The sequence below is a fragment of the Macrococcus psychrotolerans genome, from assembly GCF_038095555.1.
GTDB classification, from domain to species: domain Bacteria; phylum Bacillota; class Bacilli; order Staphylococcales; family Staphylococcaceae; genus Macrococcoides; species Macrococcoides psychrotolerans.
Genome location: NZ_CP124591.1, coordinates 1,522,841 through 1,542,703, shown reverse-complemented (window position 1 = coordinate 1,542,703; position 19,863 = coordinate 1,522,841). Strand labels below are relative to the sequence as shown.

Sequence of the window (19,863 nt, the reverse complement as noted above, 5' to 3'; positions counted from 1 at the left end):
TCTCCCTTCCTATAAAATTATCATTGTAATTATTGATTAGGGGGAATACAGATGAAAAAGACAACAGTGCTACTTGCAACATCATTACTACTTGCGGCGTGTGGTAATGCAGAAACGAAACAATCGGAACAGACGAAAGAGAAGACGGCGGCTAAGACTGAGCAGATTAAAGCGGACCAGCAGACGACTAAAGTAGACGGCTATTCTTTAAAAGAGCCGAAAGAAGATACAAAATGTGCTGCGTGTGATATGAAAGTCTATCAAAAGTCTGATGCTATGGGTAAATATTCAGCACAAGCGATAGGAGAAGATGGTAAGAACTATTTCTTCGATGACCTGTTCTGTCTCTTAAACTATGAGCGTAAGTCGGACAAGAAGATGAAAGCGAAGTTTGTACGTGACCACAAGACATCAGAATGGATCAATGTCAGCGATGCGAAGTTTGTTAAAGGTGAGATTAAGACACCGATGAATGTGGGTATCGCGAGCTTTAAAGAAGATAAGGATGCACAGGCATTTGCACATGAGCATCATACTGAAGTAGAGCAGCTTGCTGCTGTTGATCAGAAAGCAATGATGCGCTTTATGGAGAAGCACAAAAAGATGAAAGATATGAATGAAAGTCACGAAAGTCATGAACATCACAGTGAATAGAACAACGAAGGGACAGATAATCTTTATTTGTCTCTTTCTTGCGATTATTCTGTGTCATGTCGATGCACATGCGAACGCACATAGCGAGAAAGCTGTGACGGAACCGATTCATATTACTAAAGATCATACGACGATTGAAAATATAACGATACGCTATTCTGGTTCAGCACCACCGATCACCATTTCGAATAGCCGCGACGTTATACTAAAAAATATTAAGATAATCGGCAATGGAAAAGCAAATGGGATTCATATTGAGAATTCATCACAAATAAAACTGGATAATATAGATATCTCTCATACAAAGGACGGCGTCTACCTTGAACATGTTGAACGCGTTAATATGCGCAATATATCTTCTAGAAATAATCGATATGGCATCCATTTCATGTATGTAGAAAATGGTGAACTAGAGCGCAGTGTCGTACGCAATAACGTTACAGGTATTATGCTGATGGTATCTGACAACATTAAGATTACACATAATAAGATTGCGGATCAGCAAGTATTGAACGCAACAGGGATGACGCTCTATAAGAGTACGGATATACACGTAAAGAACAATCAGTTCATTCAAAACAGTACGGCTCTGAGCGTACAAGAGATGACAAAGGGTCATATTACTAAAAATGATTTCGAACGTAATCTCAATAGTATCGAAATTTATCAGTCGGATATCCCGATACAGGACAATCGTTTCGGCAATAATATATCGATTGCGAATATCGATGAACAGCAGCATCAGTTCCGCAATAATATGTATGACGACCCATCTATAATGGATCTGGATGGTGATGGCATAGGAGATACACCAAAGCGTTTCAGCAACTTATTAGGGGAGGCGATGGTGAAGGATACAACATTAAATTTCTTTCAGAATGGCCCGCTTCACATTCTGCTGCAATGGATAGAAGATAAGAGTATTACGTTAGAATCCGGCTATCAGGATACAAGTCCACAAATGCTATCTCGCAATATACAACTTAACATTTGGCTCCCCATTCTATTATGCAGCTTAGCAATCATTCTATTAACATTAAGGAGGATACGATGAAATATATCATTACATTATTGATTACAGCAATTCTGCTCGCAGGTTGTGGCAAACCTGACTTAAGTCCACGTGACATCAATCAGAAGACAGATAAATGTGTCGTATGCAATATGATGATCGATCATCCGGAGCAGGCAGCGCAGATGATCTACAACAACGAAGATCATCTGATCTTTGATGATATCGGCTGTATGATGGAACATTATAATAAAGAGAATAAAGACGATATCGGTATGATGTATGTGAAAGACTACAAGAAAGATAAATGGATAGACGCAACGAAAGCATTCTACATTTACAACAAAGACATCTGGACTCCGATGAACTATGGTGTAGCAGCATTTGAAACAGAAGCGAATAGAGATACCTTTATGAAAAAGTATAAAAATAGCAAACAGCTGCAATTCAATGATCTGAAATCATTTAAGTGGGGCATTCACGCATGATCTGGATGGAACTGAAACAAAGTCTGCGTAATCCGGTGTTCTATATCACAGCAATCATCTATATCATTACATTTATACTCGCAAGCTTATTTCAAACAGGGACAGAACACTCCAATCTATTTCAGATGAACTATGCGCTCAGTATTGAACTGCTGATCGTCCCATTATTCATTCTATCTATCGGCAGTATGACCGTAGCACATCATAATGAAACAGGATGGCTGAAGCTGCTGAAGACTTATCCGATGCGTTATAGAACCTATATATTCGGCCACTATATTACTATCGTACTGCTCTATACAATGATGCTCGCCATCAGTATCGTGATGGGTATCATTATCGGTGTACATATGGAATTTGTCTTCATATTATTATCATTCATAATGATTCTCATATTCTCAAGTATCGCAGTATGGATTGGCATCATCTCAAGAAATCGACTCAGTGCAATTGGTATTGCACTCTGTTTCTGGACGCTGTGGCTACTCATCATCCCATTTACAATCATTGCATTGAATGATCAATTGAACCGACAGATGCTCTTTCAAGCATTAGTAGCAAATATTCATCTCAATCCAGTCGACCTTATCCGCATGCTGTACTATTACTGGACAGAGCAACTCGCATTACTTGGACCAGGATTCTACAATTACAGTAACTGGCTGAAAGGCATTGGTCACTACATCCTATATATCAACATTATGTTATTTATCGGTGTACCGCTCGTATTGAGCTATATTACGATGTTAAGGGTGAGGAGAAGTAAATGATAGACGTACAGCAATTACAATTCAAATATAATAAACAGAAGACATTCGGGCCAGTCACAATGCACCTCGGCACAGGTAAAGTGCATGTGATGATAGGAGAGAATGGTGCCGGAAAGAGTACACTCATCAAACTCATGCTTGGTGAACTAAAAGCGAAGACAGGCACATTTCAAGTACCAGAACAAATCAACTATATGCCTGATGACCTGCAGTTTCCCCCATACTTGAAAATCAGCGAAATCATTAAGATGCTTCAAAGAATTAAAGGCAGCACATCAAATGATGTATTAGCACAAGTTGGACTAGATGATAATCGAGAACAATTTGTTAAATCATTATCTAAAGGCATGCGACAACGCCTCAACCTCGCACAAATCTTAATTGGAGACGCATCATTTATCATTATGGATGAACCGACAAATGGTTTAGATCCATTATGGATATTCAAGCTGCAGGATATAATTCGTGAGCAAAAGGCACAAGGGAAGACGCTATTCATAACGACACATCAACTCGATTTTGCGCAGGCAATCGCAGATGAACTGTATGTTCTGAGAGATGGGCTGATCGTCCATCAATCTGAGAATCACTTTGAGGATGTCGAATCGCTGATTAAGCTCTATCGTGGCATATGATAGGGGAGCGAAATTGGCATGGTGCCAATTTCGAGGCGGAAAATGAGCGTGAATTTGTCACGGCACCAATTTCGAGATAGATATTACGCAAACACTCTTATATCATTAACTGATAATAAGCAAAATATTAGGAGTTGAATATATGGATTGGATAATGTTCATTGCATTTGTATTATTAATGTTGTGGATTTATATAACAGTTGTGTATCTCATAAAAAAATATATTAGAAATCTACCAAATAAAAACATGATACTACAGCAAAATATAAAAATTAAAGAATTAGAAGAAAGAATTGCATATCTTGAAGCAAAGCAAAACCCACCACAATAAGTGATGGGTTTTGCTTATTTTAATACAGCAATTCACTTTCTTTAATATCGGTGATAAACATGTATCCTGGCGCATGAGTAATCATCAGTTCAGGCTTAACATTCAGACACACTGACTGAGGTGTTACGCCGCATCCCCAGAATACAGGAACCTCGCCGTCGCGTATCTCTACAGCTTCCCCGAAGTCAGGGTTACTAATATCTTTGATGCCGATTGCAGCAGGATCGCCGATATGAAGCGGAGCACCATGTGCACCTTTGAAATGCGTTGTAATCTCAGTCGCTCGAATCGCCTGAGCCATTGTCATCGGACGCATGCTCACTGTTGTAGGTCCGTGGAAGACACCACTTTGTTCAGTAGGAATATTCGTAATATACATCGGCACATTATGACCTTCCTCTATATGACGCACAGGAATATCAGCATCCAGCAACGCATGCTCAAATGTAAAGCTACAGCCAATAATGAAAGCTACCATATCCTCACGATATAGATCCTTAATATCATGACGCGTCTCAACATGCACGCCATCACGATAGACATAGTATTCACCCACATCAGTGCGAATATCCGCATCAGGACCATACTTCGGAAAAGAAAATTCCCCAACCTCAGTAATATCTAGTAAAGGACAAGACTTTGGATTACGGTAACAGAACTTAAGGAAATCATAAGCATAACGTTCAGGCAATATCACAACATTCGCCTGGATGTACCCCTTAGCCATGCCAGACGTATGCTGGATGAGTTTGTTGTCGCGAATCAAAGCGCGAATTTCAGATGGTAGAGCAGATTGTAAATTCATAGTAGCACCCCTTTGTGAATAGTTTATAATAATTGTATATAAAATAAAGAATATTTTCAAAATTATATCATTAAGTGTTAAATACAGATAATAAACTCGGATTTGATATTAACTATGATCATAATATAAGGTAAAATATTAATAAATAGTATAAAAATATTGTTAGAATAGGATGTTTAGACGTGAAATTTGATGACATTAAATATGCAAGATTAAAAACGTTTATCGAAGACTTATATTTAAATGAAGATTATTCCTGGGCGCAAATAAAAGATTATATTTATGAAGAAGAAGATGAGTCGCCAGAAGAATCACTGAAGCAAATAAAAAGATTTTGTGGATTAAGAAATGAAAAATTTACGATAGATAATTGGTATGAAATTATTGATGAGATTAGTGAAAGATATGCAGAGCATGAAGTTGTAAAACTAGGGAGTAATGTTAAGAACAATGCTATTATCTCAACTGAGACTTTTTCTTGTTGGCAACAATATAAAGAAAAATTGAAAAAGAAAAATCTTTCTGAAAAATCTATATACAATATCCAGAATTCAAGTTTTGAAATTCTGAAAAATTTATCGATGACAACTGAAGAAACTGGTCCTGTCAAAGGATTGGTTGTCGGTAATGTTCAATCAGGTAAGACTGCAAATATGGCAGGATTGATTGCTATGGCAGCGGATAATGGTTTTAACTTTTTTATTGTTTTATCTGGTGTTATTGAAAATTTAAGAAAGCAGACTACGGATCGTCTTTTTAACGATTTACAAACTGCGGGTAACAGTAAGTTTAAATGGAATGTAATCAATAATCCAAATGTGAGAGACGGTATCGTTAACCATGATATTTCAAAGTTTGACCTGGGACCTGATAAATATGATCGTTATATGACCGTTACTTTAAAAAATAAAACGAGACTTGAAAAACTTATAAAATGGATTAAGCAGGATAAGAATAAGGCGAAGCAACTTAAAATACTTATCATTGATGATGAAGCAGATCAGGCTAGTGTGAATACTAATAAAATTGAAGATGAGAATCCAACAACTATCAATAAACTAATAAAAGATTTAGTTAATGATGACGCATTTGGTGGGATGAATTATATATCTTACACTGCAACTCCTTATGCAAATGTTCTGAATGAAGTAGATAATAAGTCTTTATATCCGAAGGATTTCATTATATTACTGGAAGAATCTGAGGATTATATTGGACCGAAACAAATATTTGGAGCAGAGGAACCAGAAATGAATCCACCAGTTGAGATTGTGAGGAGAATATCACCTGCTGACATAGGAATCATTAAGCAAATTCATGATGGAGAATCATTTGAGTTACCGGATAGTCTAAAGGACGCGCTCAATTGGTTTCTGTTATGTGTAGCGGCAATGCGTTCTAGAAAATATAAAAAGCCGATTTCAATGCTTATTCATACAAGCTTTAGAGTAGTACACCACGAAATATTATCAAAATTTATTGAAAATTATTTAATAGACATAAGAAATAATTTTAAAAGTTATGAAAAAATATTGAAGCATCAATATGAAACTGAAAAAAATGAATTCAATCGTGATACCTTTCTTCAAGGTATGCCTTTATATTCAAGTCAAGTATCTGTTCCAGAATATCCAAAGTGGTCAACTGTATTGAGTCACCTTGAATTTTTGATTTTAGAACAGACAGATAACGATTTTATTAATCATGTTCAGATAGATGAATCGGGTCTTCCTAAATTTACTAAAGGTATACATTTAGCAATTGATAATAGCAGTAGTACCTCAGATGGAAAAAATGTTCGTTTAATTTATCCGACTAAAGAAGAAAGTGTTGCTCCGGCATTTATCGTAATTGGTGGAAATACTTTGTCTCGAGGTCTAACAATTGAAGGTTTAGTTTCAACATTCTTCTTAAGAACAACAAAACAAGCTGATACTTTAATGCAGATGGGACGTTGGTTTGGTTATAGAAAGAAATATGAAGTCTTTCCAAGAGTATGGTTAGAAGATGTTGCTATAGAAAGATTTCAGTTTTTGTCTCAAATGAATGAAGAACTGAAAGATGTAATTTCTGAATATGCAACGAAGGGTTTTAGTCCGAGTGCGATAGCTCCAAAAATAAAAAATTCTCCAGATTATAATTTAATAAAGATAACTTCTAACAATAAAATGCAGTCTGCTACGACTGTAGAATTTGATTTTAAGGGTTACAGTGCTCAAACTATATACTTTGAGAATGATTTGGAAAAATTATTAAGTAACTTGTCATTAACAAGCAACTTCCTGAATAGTTTAGAAATGCCTGAGATTAAAGATAAAAACAGATTGATTTGGAGAAATGTGAATAATCAGGCAGTGGTTGACTATTTAAATAGATTTAATGTTTATAAAGATGATATAAAAATGTCTAGTATTCCATCTCTGATTGAATGGCTTGAAAAAAATGAAACTGTATTTGAAGGATGGAATGTAATCCTGTCATCGATTGGCGATATCAAGAATGAACCATTAGATGAAAATTGGAATATTCATGGAATGTCACCGAAAAGTGTAGTTCGTACGAAATACGAAAAGAGAAGCACCGAAAAAATTGCGAATATAGGTGTTTTACGTGCACCAAAAGATTTATTAATAGATGTGGAAGATTTATCTGCTGAAGAATTGAAGAGTATAGAAAGTAAGAAGATAAATATCATTAGAGAAGCAAATGGCTTGGGTGAAACACCACAATTAATTATATACAAAATTGATAAAGGTCAAACGGAATACAAAGGTTCGAATGGCAATAGGGTTAATTTAAACTTCCCTGAGGATATCATTGGTATTAATATATCTATCCCTGGTAGAACTAGGAATAAAAATACTGCAAAGACTATACAAGCTAATTTAAAAGTAGAAGAATTTGATGATGAGGAGTTTTTTGATGATGAAGATTAAAATTGCACCAAATGATCCTCAAAGTATGTCACAAGACGGCGATGCAATATTAAGATCATTGCAAAATAACAGTATGCCGATGATTGATTTACTTGTAAGAGAATCATTACAGAACAGCCTGGATGCTACAAAAGATAACGAAGAAAAAACTGAAGTTGACTATATTGTAAAAAGCTTTAAAACAAAAGAACTATCACCGTACTTTGAGAAAATCACTGATGAACTTAATAATAGATTTGATAATGAAGAGTATGTACTGGCAATTAAAGATAAGTATACATATGGGTTAACAGGTGACTATTTATCAAATGATGCAAAAGAATTAGATTCTAGCAACTTTCATAAGCTGGTATTTGGAATTGGGAAAAATCAGCAAAAAGAAGGAGCAGGAGGCAGTTGGGGGTTAGGTAAAACTTCCTATTTCAGAATGGGTACTGGACTCGTTATATACTATACAAGAATTAAGATTAACGGTAACTATGAAGAAAGGTTGGTAGCATCATTAATTGAAAGTCCTAAAAAAGGTAATCAACTTCTAAAGGAAAGTGACCGAGGGATTGCCTGGTGGGGAACATATGGGGAAGATGAAGAAAGATTACTTCCGATAACTGATAGTGATCAAATTGAGAAGCTTCTTTCAACATTGAACCTAGACCGTTATAAAGAAGATGAAACTGGTACAACAATTATTATTCCTTTTTTAAAAAATAGTTACGATAATACATCAAACTTTATTGAAAGTATAGAAGATGATTTGAAGCTCGCAGTAAAAAGATGGTATTCACCAAGATTAAATAACAAAACATATGCAAAAGAGTTCAATGCATCTTACCTTTCATGTTTCGTAAATAATATTGAAGTAAACCAATTAGGCTTTGAGCCAATTTTCAAATATTTTCAGGATTTATATTCTTCTAGCTTAAAAGGAGAGAGTATTAGAGAAGGTATAATTACGGAAAAAGTCGTATTTCCACGTTCGCCATTATTGGATAGTGGGCAAAGTGTAGGATATGTATCGTTTATAGAAGTTGATGAGCACATGTTAGAATCATTACCACCTTATAATAGAGATAAAGGGTTAAATTATTTAAATTTAAAGCATGTAAATAATGAAAATCATAATGCAAAGGTAATGGCTTATTGCAGAAAGCCTGGTATGATTGTTGAGTATTCAACAGGTTCTGAGTGGCTTCCAGCGGCCCCTATTCAGAAGGAAAATCATATGCTATTAGCCTTTTTTGTTCCGAATTCTCAAGCTGAATTGAATGAGAAATATAAAAAAATGGGATACAAAGATATTGAGTCATATTTGAGAGCAACCGAGAATGCAGACCATGCGAATTGGACTGACGCTGATAAAGTTGGCATTATAAACCGAATGAAAAAAATCTCTAAAGGTATTATTGAAAATGCGTATCAAGAAGTAGATTCAAATTTAGGAAGAACAATGACATCAGGATTAGCAAGAAAGTTTGGAAGTCTGTTGCCACCTAAGAATTATGGGAAAATAGGTACACCACCACAACCAGCAGTAGAAAAAGGTGAAAAACCAAAAAATAGAAAAGTTGATATAAGTGTTATAAATTCAAATCCTATATCTACAAATGAAGTTGAAATAGACTTTGAATTACATTTGAAGAAAAATGTTAAATCTACAGTTTTTTTACAAGTATTAACACAGGATCAGAGAATGGATTCACTAAGTTGGAGCAAAGCGATGGGAGACGATATTAAGTTCCCTTTTCAGTTTGAAATCATAGAGATAGAAGAAGCTAATCAATTGGATATAGAACAATTTAAATATAGCTTTAATATTAAGAATGAAATTGAACATGATATGAACGTACAAGGAAGAGCAATTATTAAATCATTTGATAATATTTACATTCCTTCTATTGCAATAAGAAATACAAAGCAAAGTGAGGAAATGAATTAATGGCTATGAGTAATCAGATTTCACTTTATAGAAAGATTAATGATAATTTAAAAGAAAAAGCTGGTATCACGGTATCTATGCCGGAATTATATTATTTTGTCAGTGACAAAAGAGAGATAATTGATTTAGAAAAATGTGAATCTAACATTATCACGATTAATGAATTCGATGAAAAGTGGACACCATCTGAACACGGTTTGAGTATTGAAATTAGCTTTGATATTAAAAATCCTGCAGTTCTATTTGGAGAAGATGGTGTTACGCAAAAAAACAATACGCTCGCAATGGCTGCACATTTACATTCCAAGACTTCTTTTTTTCAAAAGACTATAAGCTTTGACAAGATTGAGTATTCTGAGAACAGTGTGCGACTTCATTTTAAACATCAATTTAAAAAAGAAGAATTAAGAGGAAGCTTAAATTTGGATTTTTATATTTATGTTAAAGAATTAAAAGAAAAATTCCCTTTACATGCACAACATCAAGGCATGTCAGTTACAGTAGATAATCTGTTTTCATATTTATTTATTTTTGATGGAGAGGGTTCTGTATTCCCGATTACTGAGTTTGAGGAAAAGAATGGTCCGTTATGGAAAGTTAATAAAAACTGGACAGATGCGGCTTACGAACCGTTTAATATTAATTTTGTGAATCTTTCACTTAATACGGTGCATCCAATGTTTAGATTTCTAAAAGAAGAAAAGACAAATCTTAGTCGTTACTATATGACTGATATTATTGGACAATCAATGGCTATGATTATAAATGAAGTTGTTAATGTCGAAAAATATGAAATAAATGGTGAAGTTGATAACAGTCACGACAGTATATATAGTGTTGTAAGTTATTGGGTAAAGACTTTCGAAGTAAATACTGCTGATACATTCTCGATTACTGAATCCATATTGAGAAAGTTAAACTCTAGAGCTGGTGGTGATGAGCGATGATAATATGGGAAACTGTTAATTACAGTTTAAATCAGGCGAAGAAGGATTTTGATTTATTAGAAGTTAAATCAAATGAAATAATTCCAATTAAATTATCTAATGATTACGAAGAGCTGAGAAGAAAGTTGATTGAAGCTAGAGATGAAGTTTTTGATAGACATTTCTTCGACGTTGCGAATAAATTGGACTATAAATTTGATTTTACATTTGGACTTAAGCTATATCAAATCCTTAATGAAGACATTGGATTTACTAATAGAGTTGCTACTAACGATGATGTGTGGAGATATCTTTCATTACATGTGATACCTGATGTTGTACATTCAAGATGGGGTATGAACGAAGATCACTTTTACAAGATTTCAAGACGTATCTGGTTGAAAACAATTTGGTGGTATATTGCATTATCTTGGCAAGGTGATGAAGAATCAACACTTAAAATCTTAAGTGGAAATTCTACAGATACTATTTTGCAGTTAGTAGAGAGACCAGGTATCGGTTATCATATAGAACTCTATAGAGAATTAATGAGACAGTATGGAGATGTTTCTGATCCAACCCGAAATATATTCAGGCAAGTATTAAAGTTGAATACTGCAAGACTACTGACTATTTCACCAGAACTAATTGAGGGTGGAATTGAAGTATACGTTGAAAATCTTTTTGAAAGTGTCCATGCTGAAATTAATGATACAGAATAACTTGTTTGAAGAAATTATTGAAAAAAACATCTTCGATACTCAAGAACTGAATATTATTAGTGGTTATGCATCAGCAAACTTTCTTGAAAAAGTATTGAGTATGAATTCACATCTAAAAATTAATCTCTATATTGGAATGGCGTTAGATGGAATCTCTCACTACAATCATGATAAATATCGAGCTTTGTCTGATAGTAATAAGAATATTAACGTTTACTATCTTGTAAATCATCCTTTTAATCATATGAAAATTTATGAGTTTTTAAAAGAAAACGAAAAAGTGGTTTATTCAGGATCTGCAAATTTCTCGGAAAATGGATTCTTTAAAAATATTGAAAATTTGTTTGAAGTGGAATATAAATTGGATGAATGTATTGATGACTTAAATTATATGCATTGTTTAGATGAAAAAATAGAACGATACGTTCCATTAGTAAATATGGAATATGAAGATTTATTATATAGCAAACATGTAAAAAGTTTAAATAATAATAGAAAAGAAGAACAAAATTTTATTCAAAAGGCGAATAGAAAAGAACATCAAAAAATTCTATTAAAAATAAAAAATTCAAAAAGATATATGTATGAAGATAAAATTTGTTTTGACATACTGCTGGAAAATGATTCACTTTGGAATACAAGAGGAATAAATTCAGGTTTTAATCAATCTAATTCAGGTGTCTTTATTTCAAATAATAAGAACAGAATTAAAGATTTTTTTAACAACAGAGAAGATACTTTCTTTGTTCACACAAAGTATAATGAAAGATATACAGCTCATTTAACCAAAGACTCTAGACGTGGATTAGAGCTATTAGATGGTAGTCTTTATGATTTTATAAGAAGAGAATTAAAGTTAGCAGAAGTACGTCCAATAAGTTATAATGATTTATTGGATGCAGGGAGTACTAAGATCACTATTGTAAAAATTGATGAAGATAATTATTCAATGTTTTACGGTGAATTAAATTAATGAATAGAAAGTGTTGGTTACAATGTTAAGAGTAATAGAAGCATTTAGTGGCATTGGAAGCCAAGCGCAAGCCTTAAAAAATATAAATGCAGATTTTGAAGTACAAGGGATTATTGAATGGGAAATAGGTGCGATGTTCGCATATGATATTTTACATAATGGGCCACAAGATTGGGAAGACTATCGTCATCATACAAAAGAATCATTAGTAAATATCTTATCAAAATATAATTTATCAAATGATGGAAAAGAACCATTGTCAAATAGATCCTTAAGTGCGATGAGTGTTGGTCAGCTAAAAGCCATATTGTGTGCTATTGAAAGAAATAATAATTTCGTTGATATTACTAAAGTCTCTGGTAATGAATTACCGGAGACTGACCTGTTGACATATTCTTTCCCTTGCCAAGATCTATCAGTAAGCGGATATTGGCATAAAAATAGCGGTGGAATTGATAGAAATGCCAACAACCGTTCTACATTACTTTGGCAGATTGAAAGAATTCTTATTGAAATGAGTCAGAGTGGAAAACAATTACCTAGATTTTTGTTAATGGAAAATGTTAGCAATATACTTTCTGATAAACATATTAAAAATTTTGAAGAATGGAAAGAGTTTTTAAAGAGTCTAGGGTATATAAATGAAGTATACACATTAGACGCGCGAAATTTTGGAGTCCCGCAGTCTAGAGTAAGAACTTACATGTTAAGTATCCTATGTGATGATGAAGAAATATATAAGGATATAAATGAATATTTATTTTTTAACAATCTTGAGCATGTTATCAGGGAAATAAATCCTCTTAAAAATTATATTAAATTAGATTATTCCATTGATAAATATAGAAAAGAAGCTATAGAGAGTACACCAGATTTAACTGAATCTCGTGTAAAAATATTAAACTCTAATCCTATTTTAGCAAAAGGTAGAAGTATCCAAAATCGTTATGCCAGAACTGTCACAACAAAACAGGATCGTCATCCTAATTCAGGTATTATTTTATATGACGATGAAGTGCTTAAAGAAAAAAACAAGGCATATAGGAACTTAACACCAAGAGAATGCATGTTATTAATGGGGTTTAAAGAAGAGCAATATGATTTATTAGTAGAGAATAATATTATTATTTCATCAACAGTGGAGAGAAGGATGCTAGCTCCTTCAAAAATAATAAAGTTAGCTGGAAACAGCATTGTTGTAGAGGTATTAGAAGCGATATTTACTAATATGATGGAGATTAATAAAATAATCGAAAGCGAAAAGCTCGAAGTCAAAATTTGACATTGAGCTTTTCGCGTTTTAAGTAATAATATTATACATATACCCCTTATTCAACCAAAAACACTGTTTAGTAATACATTGTCCATCTGGAAGTTTAACTTTATCTTCAGCATTTCTAGCTTTTGGTCTGATATGACAAATTGGATTGTCTTTTGCGCCAGGTAGGTTATTGCGTACACCTCTTGAAGTCTGTGTAAGTATAACACCTTCGTTAAGAATGCGTTGTGTTTTTATGAAAAACTCTTGTAACGGTCCTTCAATATCAGTCATTGGCATGTTCCATAACTTGTACCCAAGAAATATTTTATTACGTTTATCATCTTCTTTAAATACAACAAATAACCATTTTGTTGATTCGAACATCGTTTTTAAATGGCTATCATCCCACTCAGAAGTAGCATACTCATCAAAATCAATGTTCTCAAAAGACATGTGTTCTTTCAACTTACCTTCATTATTTAAAGTAATCGTTTTAAATTTAATGCTATACTTTTCAAATTCCTCGATTTTACTTAAATCATTCTTCTTAACACCTAACATATTACTTACCAGATGTGCGATACGATTTTTCCCATCACTAAGAGTGATATTTAATTGTTCAGCTATTTCAACATCAGATTTACCATAGTAATTCTTAAATTTATTATGTAATATCTGATCGATAGACTTTTCATTTACCTCTTTTGCAGTCGTAATTGCTTCAAAGTGCTCTTTTGTAATTAACTTTCGAACAAGATTTGACATGTACCCTTGCTTAATAGAATATGCTCGCTGCTTAGCCAAAACATCACTATTAGGCTGTTTTCTTAAAGATTTTGCTGCAGTGGAACCTTTGGTACATGCACCAAGTATTAATGTGTCACCTTCAGAAAGTAGGTGGGCTTCGCCATTGATGATTTTGTTATGTATTATATTCCAATCTTGTTTTATTGTTTTTAAGTCTTCTTCTGGAAATTGGAAGTCTTCAACTTTAATTATTTGAGCGTTTCTACGATCCATTTTGTTGTTTTTATCTTTTTTATATTGATAGAAGAAGAGAAGTAAATGTTTATTTTTCTTCCAAAAGCTTGATGTCTTAAATTCAACTGTAGCTTCGTCACAGTAATTGATTATATTTAATACGAGTCGCTCTTTGGCTTTCAGGTCTCCTTTTTTCATCTTTTGGATACCAGTAGCTTTTAGTTCTATTCCTACATCTGCAAAGTCAGGCTCTGCATTTGAATTTATTTCGTAACCAAAATAACTAGCTTCGAGAATATGTCCCACAGAGCCTTTTACATTTGTATTCTCCAACATATCTTTCTTATCAATTTCATACAAATATTTTCCTTCTGCTTCTTTGGCATACATTATTAAATCTTTAACTGTCTCATATTCAAATTTAGCTATTTTGATCACCTTCTATTTTATGTATTGTGTGAAATTTAGAGATTTTAATAAGCTCGTGTTTTGGAAATACTAAGTTGATAGGACGTTCATTATATTTTTCGCCTGAATTATATATGTATGGTCCTTTACTTTCTTTAATGTAATACTTATGACTATTACTGTTCGAATTATTATCAATGAATGACTCATAGTTCGTTAAATTAAAGTCATAATGCTTATCTAAATATTTAATCAAGTCTTTCTTTAAAACCAATACAGATTCCATTTGCACGATATCATTATATTTTATGGTCTTCCAATCTTTTTCTTCAGAGTTGCGCCAACCCCAGCTAAATAAGTAAGTATCTGTTTTACTATATTTAGGATTAAATAACCATCCAACTTTCTCATCATCTTCTTTGAAGTATGAAAGTTCCAAAGCGAAAGTAGGGAGACCTGTATCATAAATTGAATTAGCAAAATGATGTGATGCTGTTTTTTCATCTATATTTAATTTTTTATTAAATAGTTTATGTTTGCCAACAGTATCTACTCCGGCGTGTTGTAAGTTCATATCTGTAACTCTATTAAATACTAGTCCAAATTCTTTCTCTAGAAGAGGATATATATGTGTATCTAAATACTTATTAATTTCATGCTCGATATAGATATCCAAATTAAAATTACTCATATTAATCATCTCCTATCTAGGTTACTTATTACAAGTATATTTTTCTAAAATAAAAAAGTCTACCATCAATTGGTAGACTAAAAAAGATTTAATTGCGTAATATCATCTGGATAGAGTTTTTCGATTTCCTCAATTTGATTTCCCATTCGCGTAATTAATGGTACAACTAATGCGTTCCCCATACAGAAGAATCTCATCTTCTCTGGCATACCTTCAGTCCAGTTATCAGGAAAACCGTTCAATCGCTCAGCTTCAACAGGGGTAAGTGTTCTGAATTTATCTTCTGACTCTTTGATAAAATGTGTGCTTCTATTTACTGAGGATTCACTCGTTAGCATCGTTCTTGCAGGTAAATTAATGTCATCGCTCTCTGACATACCACCTTCACTATAAATATACTTATGACCATCTGCTGTAATTCTTTCGATTTTCTTTGAGCCTCTTAAATATTTGAACTTCTCAACCTTATCTTCTGGAAGGTAATATTGTTCTGGGACTTCTTCAACGAGGACAGATCCAAGTGTAGCTGGAGATTCATATTTCGGTACAGTATGAGCTGTATAAACTTCTCCATTCTTCATATAACCCGATGGATGGAATGTATAAGAAAAATTATCAGAAACACTAACAATATCACTCGAAAGTGAAGTAGTAGAAACACGATTCTTAACTATTTCATCAGTGATAGGGAATGCTTTCGCAAAGAATCCATCTTTAAATACAATTTGTTCCTGTGTTTTCTTGAGTATTGACTTAGCGTAGTTCGTTTCGCGTCTATATCCAAAGATGAATACACGTCTTCTACGTTGTGCATTACCATAGTCTGCTGCATTAATCACACGCCATTCAACATCATAACCAAGTTCGTTTAATGTAGAAAGCATTACTCCGAAATCTCTTCCTCTTTGTTTAGAAGGAGATTTTAGTAAACGATCGACATTTTCAAGTAAGATGTACTTTGGTGCAACGTTTTGTATGAACCGCGTAATCTCCCAGAATAGTACACCTTTCTTTCCTTGCATGCCGAGTTCGCCATTTAATGAGCGTGCTACAGAATAATCTTGGCAAGGAAAACCACCAACAATCATGTCGACATTCGTCGCAGCAAGTTCAGCATTTGGAACTTCTGTAATATCCTCATTACTATGAATGCCTGTTTTGAAGTTTCGTGAATAACAATCAAAAGCATGCTGAACTTTTCTAGAAGGTTCCCATTGGTTTGCCCAAGTAACTTCAAACATATTATTGTTAGTGTTTTCTAAACCGATACGAAAACCACCGACACCTGCAAACATTTCCGCTACTTTTATCTTTTCCATAGTGGGCCTCCTTATAAATTATGATTAACTTTTATATTTTATCAAAGATCCGGATTGATTGATATATCGAATTTATTACCATCTTAATTATACGAACGATCGTTCGTATTGTAAAGTATGTAGCTTTACATTTTATTCGAAAGATGTGGGTATATATAATTATGAAGGGGTGGTGTTTGTTATGGAAGAACATACTCTTAATAAAACGATGGTAGCTAATTCTAAGAAGAAAAGTAAACCTGAAGATATCGTTCGTAAATACTTATACTCCAAAGGTATCAGATACAGAAAAAATGATAAAAGATTTCCAGGAACTCCAGATATCTATATTCCTAAATATAAAACAGCAGTTTTTGTAAATGGTTGTTTTTGGCATGTACATAACTGTGACTTGTTTGTTATGCCTAAGAGCAACCAGGAGTTCTGGGAGAAGAAATTTAATAGAAACGTTTCAAGAGATGAGCGTAATATCGAAGAATTAACAGAACTTGGTATACGCGTTATAGTAGTGTGGGAATGTGGTCTTAAACCGTTAGAAAGAGAAGAAACGTTGGAAGCATTATATGAGATGATTGTTAATGAATAACAAGTATATGAAAAAATAGGAGGGCTAGAATTGTTCAATCTACTCGCCACATTTTTCTTCCACCTCATTGACTTCACAATTTTAATCATCGAGAAAGTAAAGAAGAGACAGTCCTAATCCTAAGACTGTCTCTTCTTAATTTCTATCTCAATCTTTCATCTAATCCATATTGATACGGGATGCCCATGTTCTCGCGTAATGTCGTGCCTTCATAGTCTTTATGGAAGACGCCACGTGCTTGGAGGATTGGTACGACTTCGTCTACGAATCGTTTGAAGTCTGTCTCATAGGCATCAGGTAGTATCCAGAAGCCATCTGCTGCGCCTGATTCAAACCATTCAGTTAAGAAGTCAGCTGTCTCTTTAGCATCGCCTAGCGTTGCTGGATGATAGTCGATAACGGAATGATAGATGATATCGCGTAATGTCCATCCTTCTCGTGCGACTTTCAGTACGTTCTCGATACGTGGGTCAGAGTAGCTATCGATCACAACTGTGTCTAATAGTTCTTTAGGGATTGGTCTTTCTAGGTCAGCTGGTGTTAATCTGATTCCTAACACCATTCCGATATGGTAAGCACGTTGCTGCACGATATTTTCATCCATGAAGCTAGCGTGTCTATCCAGTGCCTCACGTCTAGAGTCTGCGATGACGGGCATGAGACCTGCGATGAATTTAATTTCATCTGGCTTTCTTCCGGCATCTATCGCCGCTTGTCTTAGCGCATTGCGCGTTGCCACAACTTGCTCGATTGTCCACACTTCACCAATCATTGCCCTTGCATATCTACCAGCAAAAGCAATGCTGTCTGGTGATCCTCCAGAGTGGAAGATCACCGGTTGTCCTTGTGGAGAAGGGGGGATGGCGAGGGCACCATTTGCTTGTACATGTTTTCCTGAAATATAAGCAGGGTTTACTTTTCTGTAATCTGCAAATACACCTGAAGCTTTATCTGCTCTTTCGGCTTGGTATTACACATAGTTCATCCATCGTCATGTCAAACAATTCTGCTATACGCTTAAACTCTGGGACCGTCACGAGGCGATTGCCACTTTCAATCTTCGAATAGATCGACGGGGTCACATTGATATGCGCGGCAACTTCCTTCGCACTATAATCCAGATTCTCTCTATGCCATCTCAGTGCCTCAGCAACTGTAATATTGTCCATCTGATCACCTTCACTTTACGTGAAAGTATCAATATTTGTTATGTGTTTGGGGATAGTTGCGATGTTGGCAATAAATGACGCAATACATTTCATTTGTTATATAATATAAGGTTTATTATGTGTATGTTTTTAATCACAATAAATCATTATATCGTGCATACAGATGATTTAGTGAAAACTTTCCAAATTCGCAACTTCTTACTTATATTTCAACAACCGAAATATTATAAAATTACACCACAGCATAGGGAGGACATCCATGGACGATACGCTGCATCACATACATATGCTATTAATTGAAATGAAATCCAACGTACACCGTAATTACTTCAACGCACAGATGGATATTGAGCTTATTAGTCTCCTTGTTGAACTGTGTATGATCGAACTGCACATCGATTATTTCATCGGTACAGAACTATCTCCGTCTATGCGCATCTCTGTTACGCGCAAAGGGGAGCTGTTTGTCACTGCTTTCCTGGATGGTGCGGTTTAGTTTTAAGCAGGGTAGGAGACTAAGTGCATTCGATAAGCAGAAGTTATTATTTATCCTTAACTATAGCCACAAGAGGAATGCAGTTATCTAGAAATTGTATACAAAAAAAACATCACCGAGAATTATGTTCTCAGTGATGTTTACATGTTATTTTAACTAAACTACCTTTAAAAACTATCCTTCTTTAATTTCAATTGACTTTTTAATAGTCTTTTCTATCTTAGGTAATGTTATTTTTAAAACACCGTCTTTAAAGGAAGCTTGGATATTGTCGCTATCGACGTTACTTAGTGCATACGCACGTTGCATGTTGCTGTACGATCTTTCTTGTTGGATCATCTTACCTTCTTCATCTGTTGATTCATTTATGATGTTATTTTCTGCTTTGATTGTTAGATAACCATTATTATACGAAATATCAAGTGAGTCCTTTGTGTAACCAGGTAATTCAACTGTCATTTCATATTGATCATCTCTTTCTTCGATGTCAGTCTTCATACTTTGCATATCTGGTAGAGTATTAAAGAATTGCTTGCTAAAATCTCTGAATAATGAGCTTGGTGTCATATCTAATAAACTGTTATTAAAACGATTTAATTCATAAGCCATAGAAAACCACTCCTTGTAATTTTTTATTTTGCTTTTAAATTAATTGATTTAATCAGTTCCAAAGATTTGAGGTACTCATTCCAGCTATTATGTGTTTCAAACTCAATAAAATTCATAGGATCATTCAATGCATGTTTAAAACTAACACCGTTTGT

At 34.1% G+C, this 19,863-nt stretch carries 21 protein-coding genes; 14 read left to right on the top strand and 7 right to left on the bottom strand.

Annotated features, from left to right (window positions below; all coding sequences use genetic code 11):
• Positions 1-51 precede the first annotated feature (51 nt).
• The 6 genes from QA539_RS07875 (at position 52) to QA539_RS07850 (ending at position 3,890) form a co-directional block, all read left to right on the top strand.
• Positions 52-654, top strand: coding sequence for a nitrous oxide reductase accessory protein NosL (locus QA539_RS07875; RefSeq protein ID WP_219492861.1), 603 nt, complete (start codon positions 52-54; stop codon positions 652-654).
• Positions 617-1,708 (top strand): right-handed parallel beta-helix repeat-containing protein, encoded by a 1,092-nt coding sequence (locus tag QA539_RS07870; RefSeq protein ID WP_419895057.1) that lies wholly within the window; start codon positions 617-619, stop codon positions 1,706-1,708. Before QA539_RS07875 ends, QA539_RS07870 begins: the two co-directional genes overlap by 38 nt.
• A complete protein-coding gene (locus QA539_RS07865) occupies positions 1,705-2,154 on the top strand; it encodes a nitrous oxide reductase accessory protein NosL (protein ID WP_419895056.1) in 450 nt (149 codons plus the stop codon). The genes QA539_RS07870 and QA539_RS07865 overlap by 4 nt, the downstream gene beginning before the upstream one ends.
• Complete coding sequence (locus QA539_RS07860; RefSeq protein WP_419895055.1) at positions 2,151-2,924, top strand: ABC transporter permease; 774 nt, start codon at positions 2,151-2,153, stop codon at positions 2,922-2,924. Before QA539_RS07865 ends, QA539_RS07860 begins: the two co-directional genes overlap by 4 nt.
• Entirely contained in the window at positions 2,921-3,559 is a 639-nt protein-coding gene (locus tag QA539_RS07855; protein WP_419895054.1) for an ABC transporter ATP-binding protein, read from the top strand. Before QA539_RS07860 ends, QA539_RS07855 begins: the two co-directional genes overlap by 4 nt.
• A 142-nt stretch (positions 3,560-3,701) precedes the next feature.
• Positions 3,702-3,890: a hypothetical protein gene (locus tag QA539_RS07850; RefSeq protein WP_419895053.1), complete on the top strand. Its 189-nt coding sequence runs from the start codon at positions 3,702-3,704 to the stop codon at positions 3,888-3,890.
• A 19-nt stretch (positions 3,891-3,909) separates the two neighbouring features.
• On the opposite strand, the gene QA539_RS07845 is transcribed toward QA539_RS07850, so the two are convergent.
• Entirely contained in the window at positions 3,910-4,695 is a 786-nt protein-coding gene (locus QA539_RS07845; protein WP_419895052.1) for a putative hydro-lyase, read from the bottom strand.
• Positions 4,696-4,877: 182 nt separating this feature from the next.
• Here QA539_RS07845 and QA539_RS07840 point away from each other — a divergent pair, with 182 nt between their 5' ends.
• The 6 genes from QA539_RS07840 to dcm (QA539_RS07815) are packed head-to-tail and all read left to right on the top strand — an operon-like array spanning position 4,878 to position 13,470.
• Positions 4,878-7,631, top strand: a complete 2,754-nt coding sequence (locus tag QA539_RS07840; protein WP_419895051.1) for a Z1 domain-containing protein — start codon at positions 4,878-4,880, stop codon at positions 7,629-7,631.
• Complete coding sequence (locus QA539_RS07835; RefSeq protein WP_419895050.1) at positions 7,618-9,567, top strand: hypothetical protein; 1,950 nt, start codon at positions 7,618-7,620, stop codon at positions 9,565-9,567. Before QA539_RS07840 ends, QA539_RS07835 begins: the two co-directional genes overlap by 14 nt.
• Positions 9,567-10,514, top strand: a complete 948-nt coding sequence (locus tag QA539_RS07830; protein WP_419895049.1) for a hypothetical protein — start codon at positions 9,567-9,569, stop codon at positions 10,512-10,514. The genes QA539_RS07835 and QA539_RS07830 overlap by 1 nt, the downstream gene beginning before the upstream one ends.
• Positions 10,511-11,215 (top strand): hypothetical protein, encoded by a 705-nt coding sequence (locus QA539_RS07825; RefSeq protein WP_419895048.1) that lies wholly within the window; start codon positions 10,511-10,513, stop codon positions 11,213-11,215. The genes QA539_RS07830 and QA539_RS07825 overlap by 4 nt, the downstream gene beginning before the upstream one ends.
• Positions 11,154-12,188, top strand: coding sequence for a phospholipase D family protein (locus tag QA539_RS07820; RefSeq protein WP_419895047.1), 1,035 nt, complete (start codon positions 11,154-11,156; stop codon positions 12,186-12,188). The genes QA539_RS07825 and QA539_RS07820 overlap by 62 nt, the downstream gene beginning before the upstream one ends.
• A gap of 22 nt (positions 12,189-12,210) precedes the next feature.
• A complete protein-coding gene (gene dcm, locus QA539_RS07815; protein WP_419895046.1) occupies positions 12,211-13,470 on the top strand; it encodes a DNA (cytosine-5-)-methyltransferase in 1,260 nt (419 codons plus the stop codon).
• Positions 13,471-13,488: 18 nt separating this feature from the next.
• Here dcm (QA539_RS07815) and QA539_RS07810 read toward each other — a convergent pair whose 3' ends face one another.
• The 3 genes from QA539_RS07810 to dcm (QA539_RS07800) form a co-directional block, all read right to left on the bottom strand.
• Complete coding sequence (locus QA539_RS07810) at positions 13,489-14,820, bottom strand: Sau3AI family type II restriction endonuclease (RefSeq protein WP_419895045.1); 1,332 nt, start codon at positions 14,818-14,820, stop codon at positions 13,489-13,491.
• Positions 14,821-14,851: 31 nt separating this feature from the next.
• Complete coding sequence (locus tag QA539_RS07805; protein ID WP_419895044.1) at positions 14,852-15,529, bottom strand: hypothetical protein; 678 nt, start codon at positions 15,527-15,529, stop codon at positions 14,852-14,854.
• 77 nt (positions 15,530-15,606) lie between these two features.
• Positions 15,607-16,848 carry a DNA (cytosine-5-)-methyltransferase gene (gene dcm, locus QA539_RS07800; RefSeq protein WP_419895043.1) on the bottom strand — a complete coding sequence of 414 codons (1,242 nt, stop codon included), beginning with the start codon at positions 16,846-16,848 and terminating at the stop codon, positions 15,607-15,609.
• A gap of 181 nt (positions 16,849-17,029) precedes the next feature.
• Between dcm (QA539_RS07800) and QA539_RS07795 the strand changes: the two genes are divergently transcribed.
• A complete protein-coding gene (locus QA539_RS07795; protein WP_419895042.1) occupies positions 17,030-17,434 on the top strand; it encodes a very short patch repair endonuclease in 405 nt (134 codons plus the stop codon).
• 142 nt (positions 17,435-17,576) lie between these two features.
• Here QA539_RS07795 and QA539_RS07790 read toward each other — a convergent pair whose 3' ends face one another.
• Both QA539_RS07790 and QA539_RS07785 read right to left on the bottom strand, forming a co-directional pair.
• The gene (locus tag QA539_RS07790) at positions 17,577-18,296 is read right to left on the bottom strand and encodes an LLM class flavin-dependent oxidoreductase (protein WP_423245847.1); all 720 of its coding nucleotides are present in this window, start codon (positions 18,294-18,296) and stop codon (positions 17,577-17,579) included.
• Positions 18,297-18,381: 85 nt separating this feature from the next.
• Positions 18,382-18,603, bottom strand: a complete 222-nt coding sequence (locus QA539_RS07785; RefSeq protein WP_419895041.1) for a helix-turn-helix domain-containing protein — start codon at positions 18,601-18,603, stop codon at positions 18,382-18,384.
• 259 nt (positions 18,604-18,862) lie between these two features.
• Here QA539_RS07785 and QA539_RS07780 point away from each other — a divergent pair, with 259 nt between their 5' ends.
• The gene (locus tag QA539_RS07780; RefSeq protein WP_419895040.1) at positions 18,863-19,099 is read left to right on the top strand and encodes a hypothetical protein; all 237 of its coding nucleotides are present in this window, start codon (positions 18,863-18,865) and stop codon (positions 19,097-19,099) included.
• Positions 19,100-19,273: 174 nt separating this feature from the next.
• On the opposite strand, the gene QA539_RS07775 is transcribed toward QA539_RS07780, so the two are convergent.
• Positions 19,274-19,708: an Hsp20/alpha crystallin family protein gene (locus tag QA539_RS07775; RefSeq protein ID WP_419895039.1), complete on the bottom strand. Its 435-nt coding sequence runs from the start codon at positions 19,706-19,708 to the stop codon at positions 19,274-19,276.
• Between the last annotated feature and the right edge of the window lie 155 nt (positions 19,709-19,863).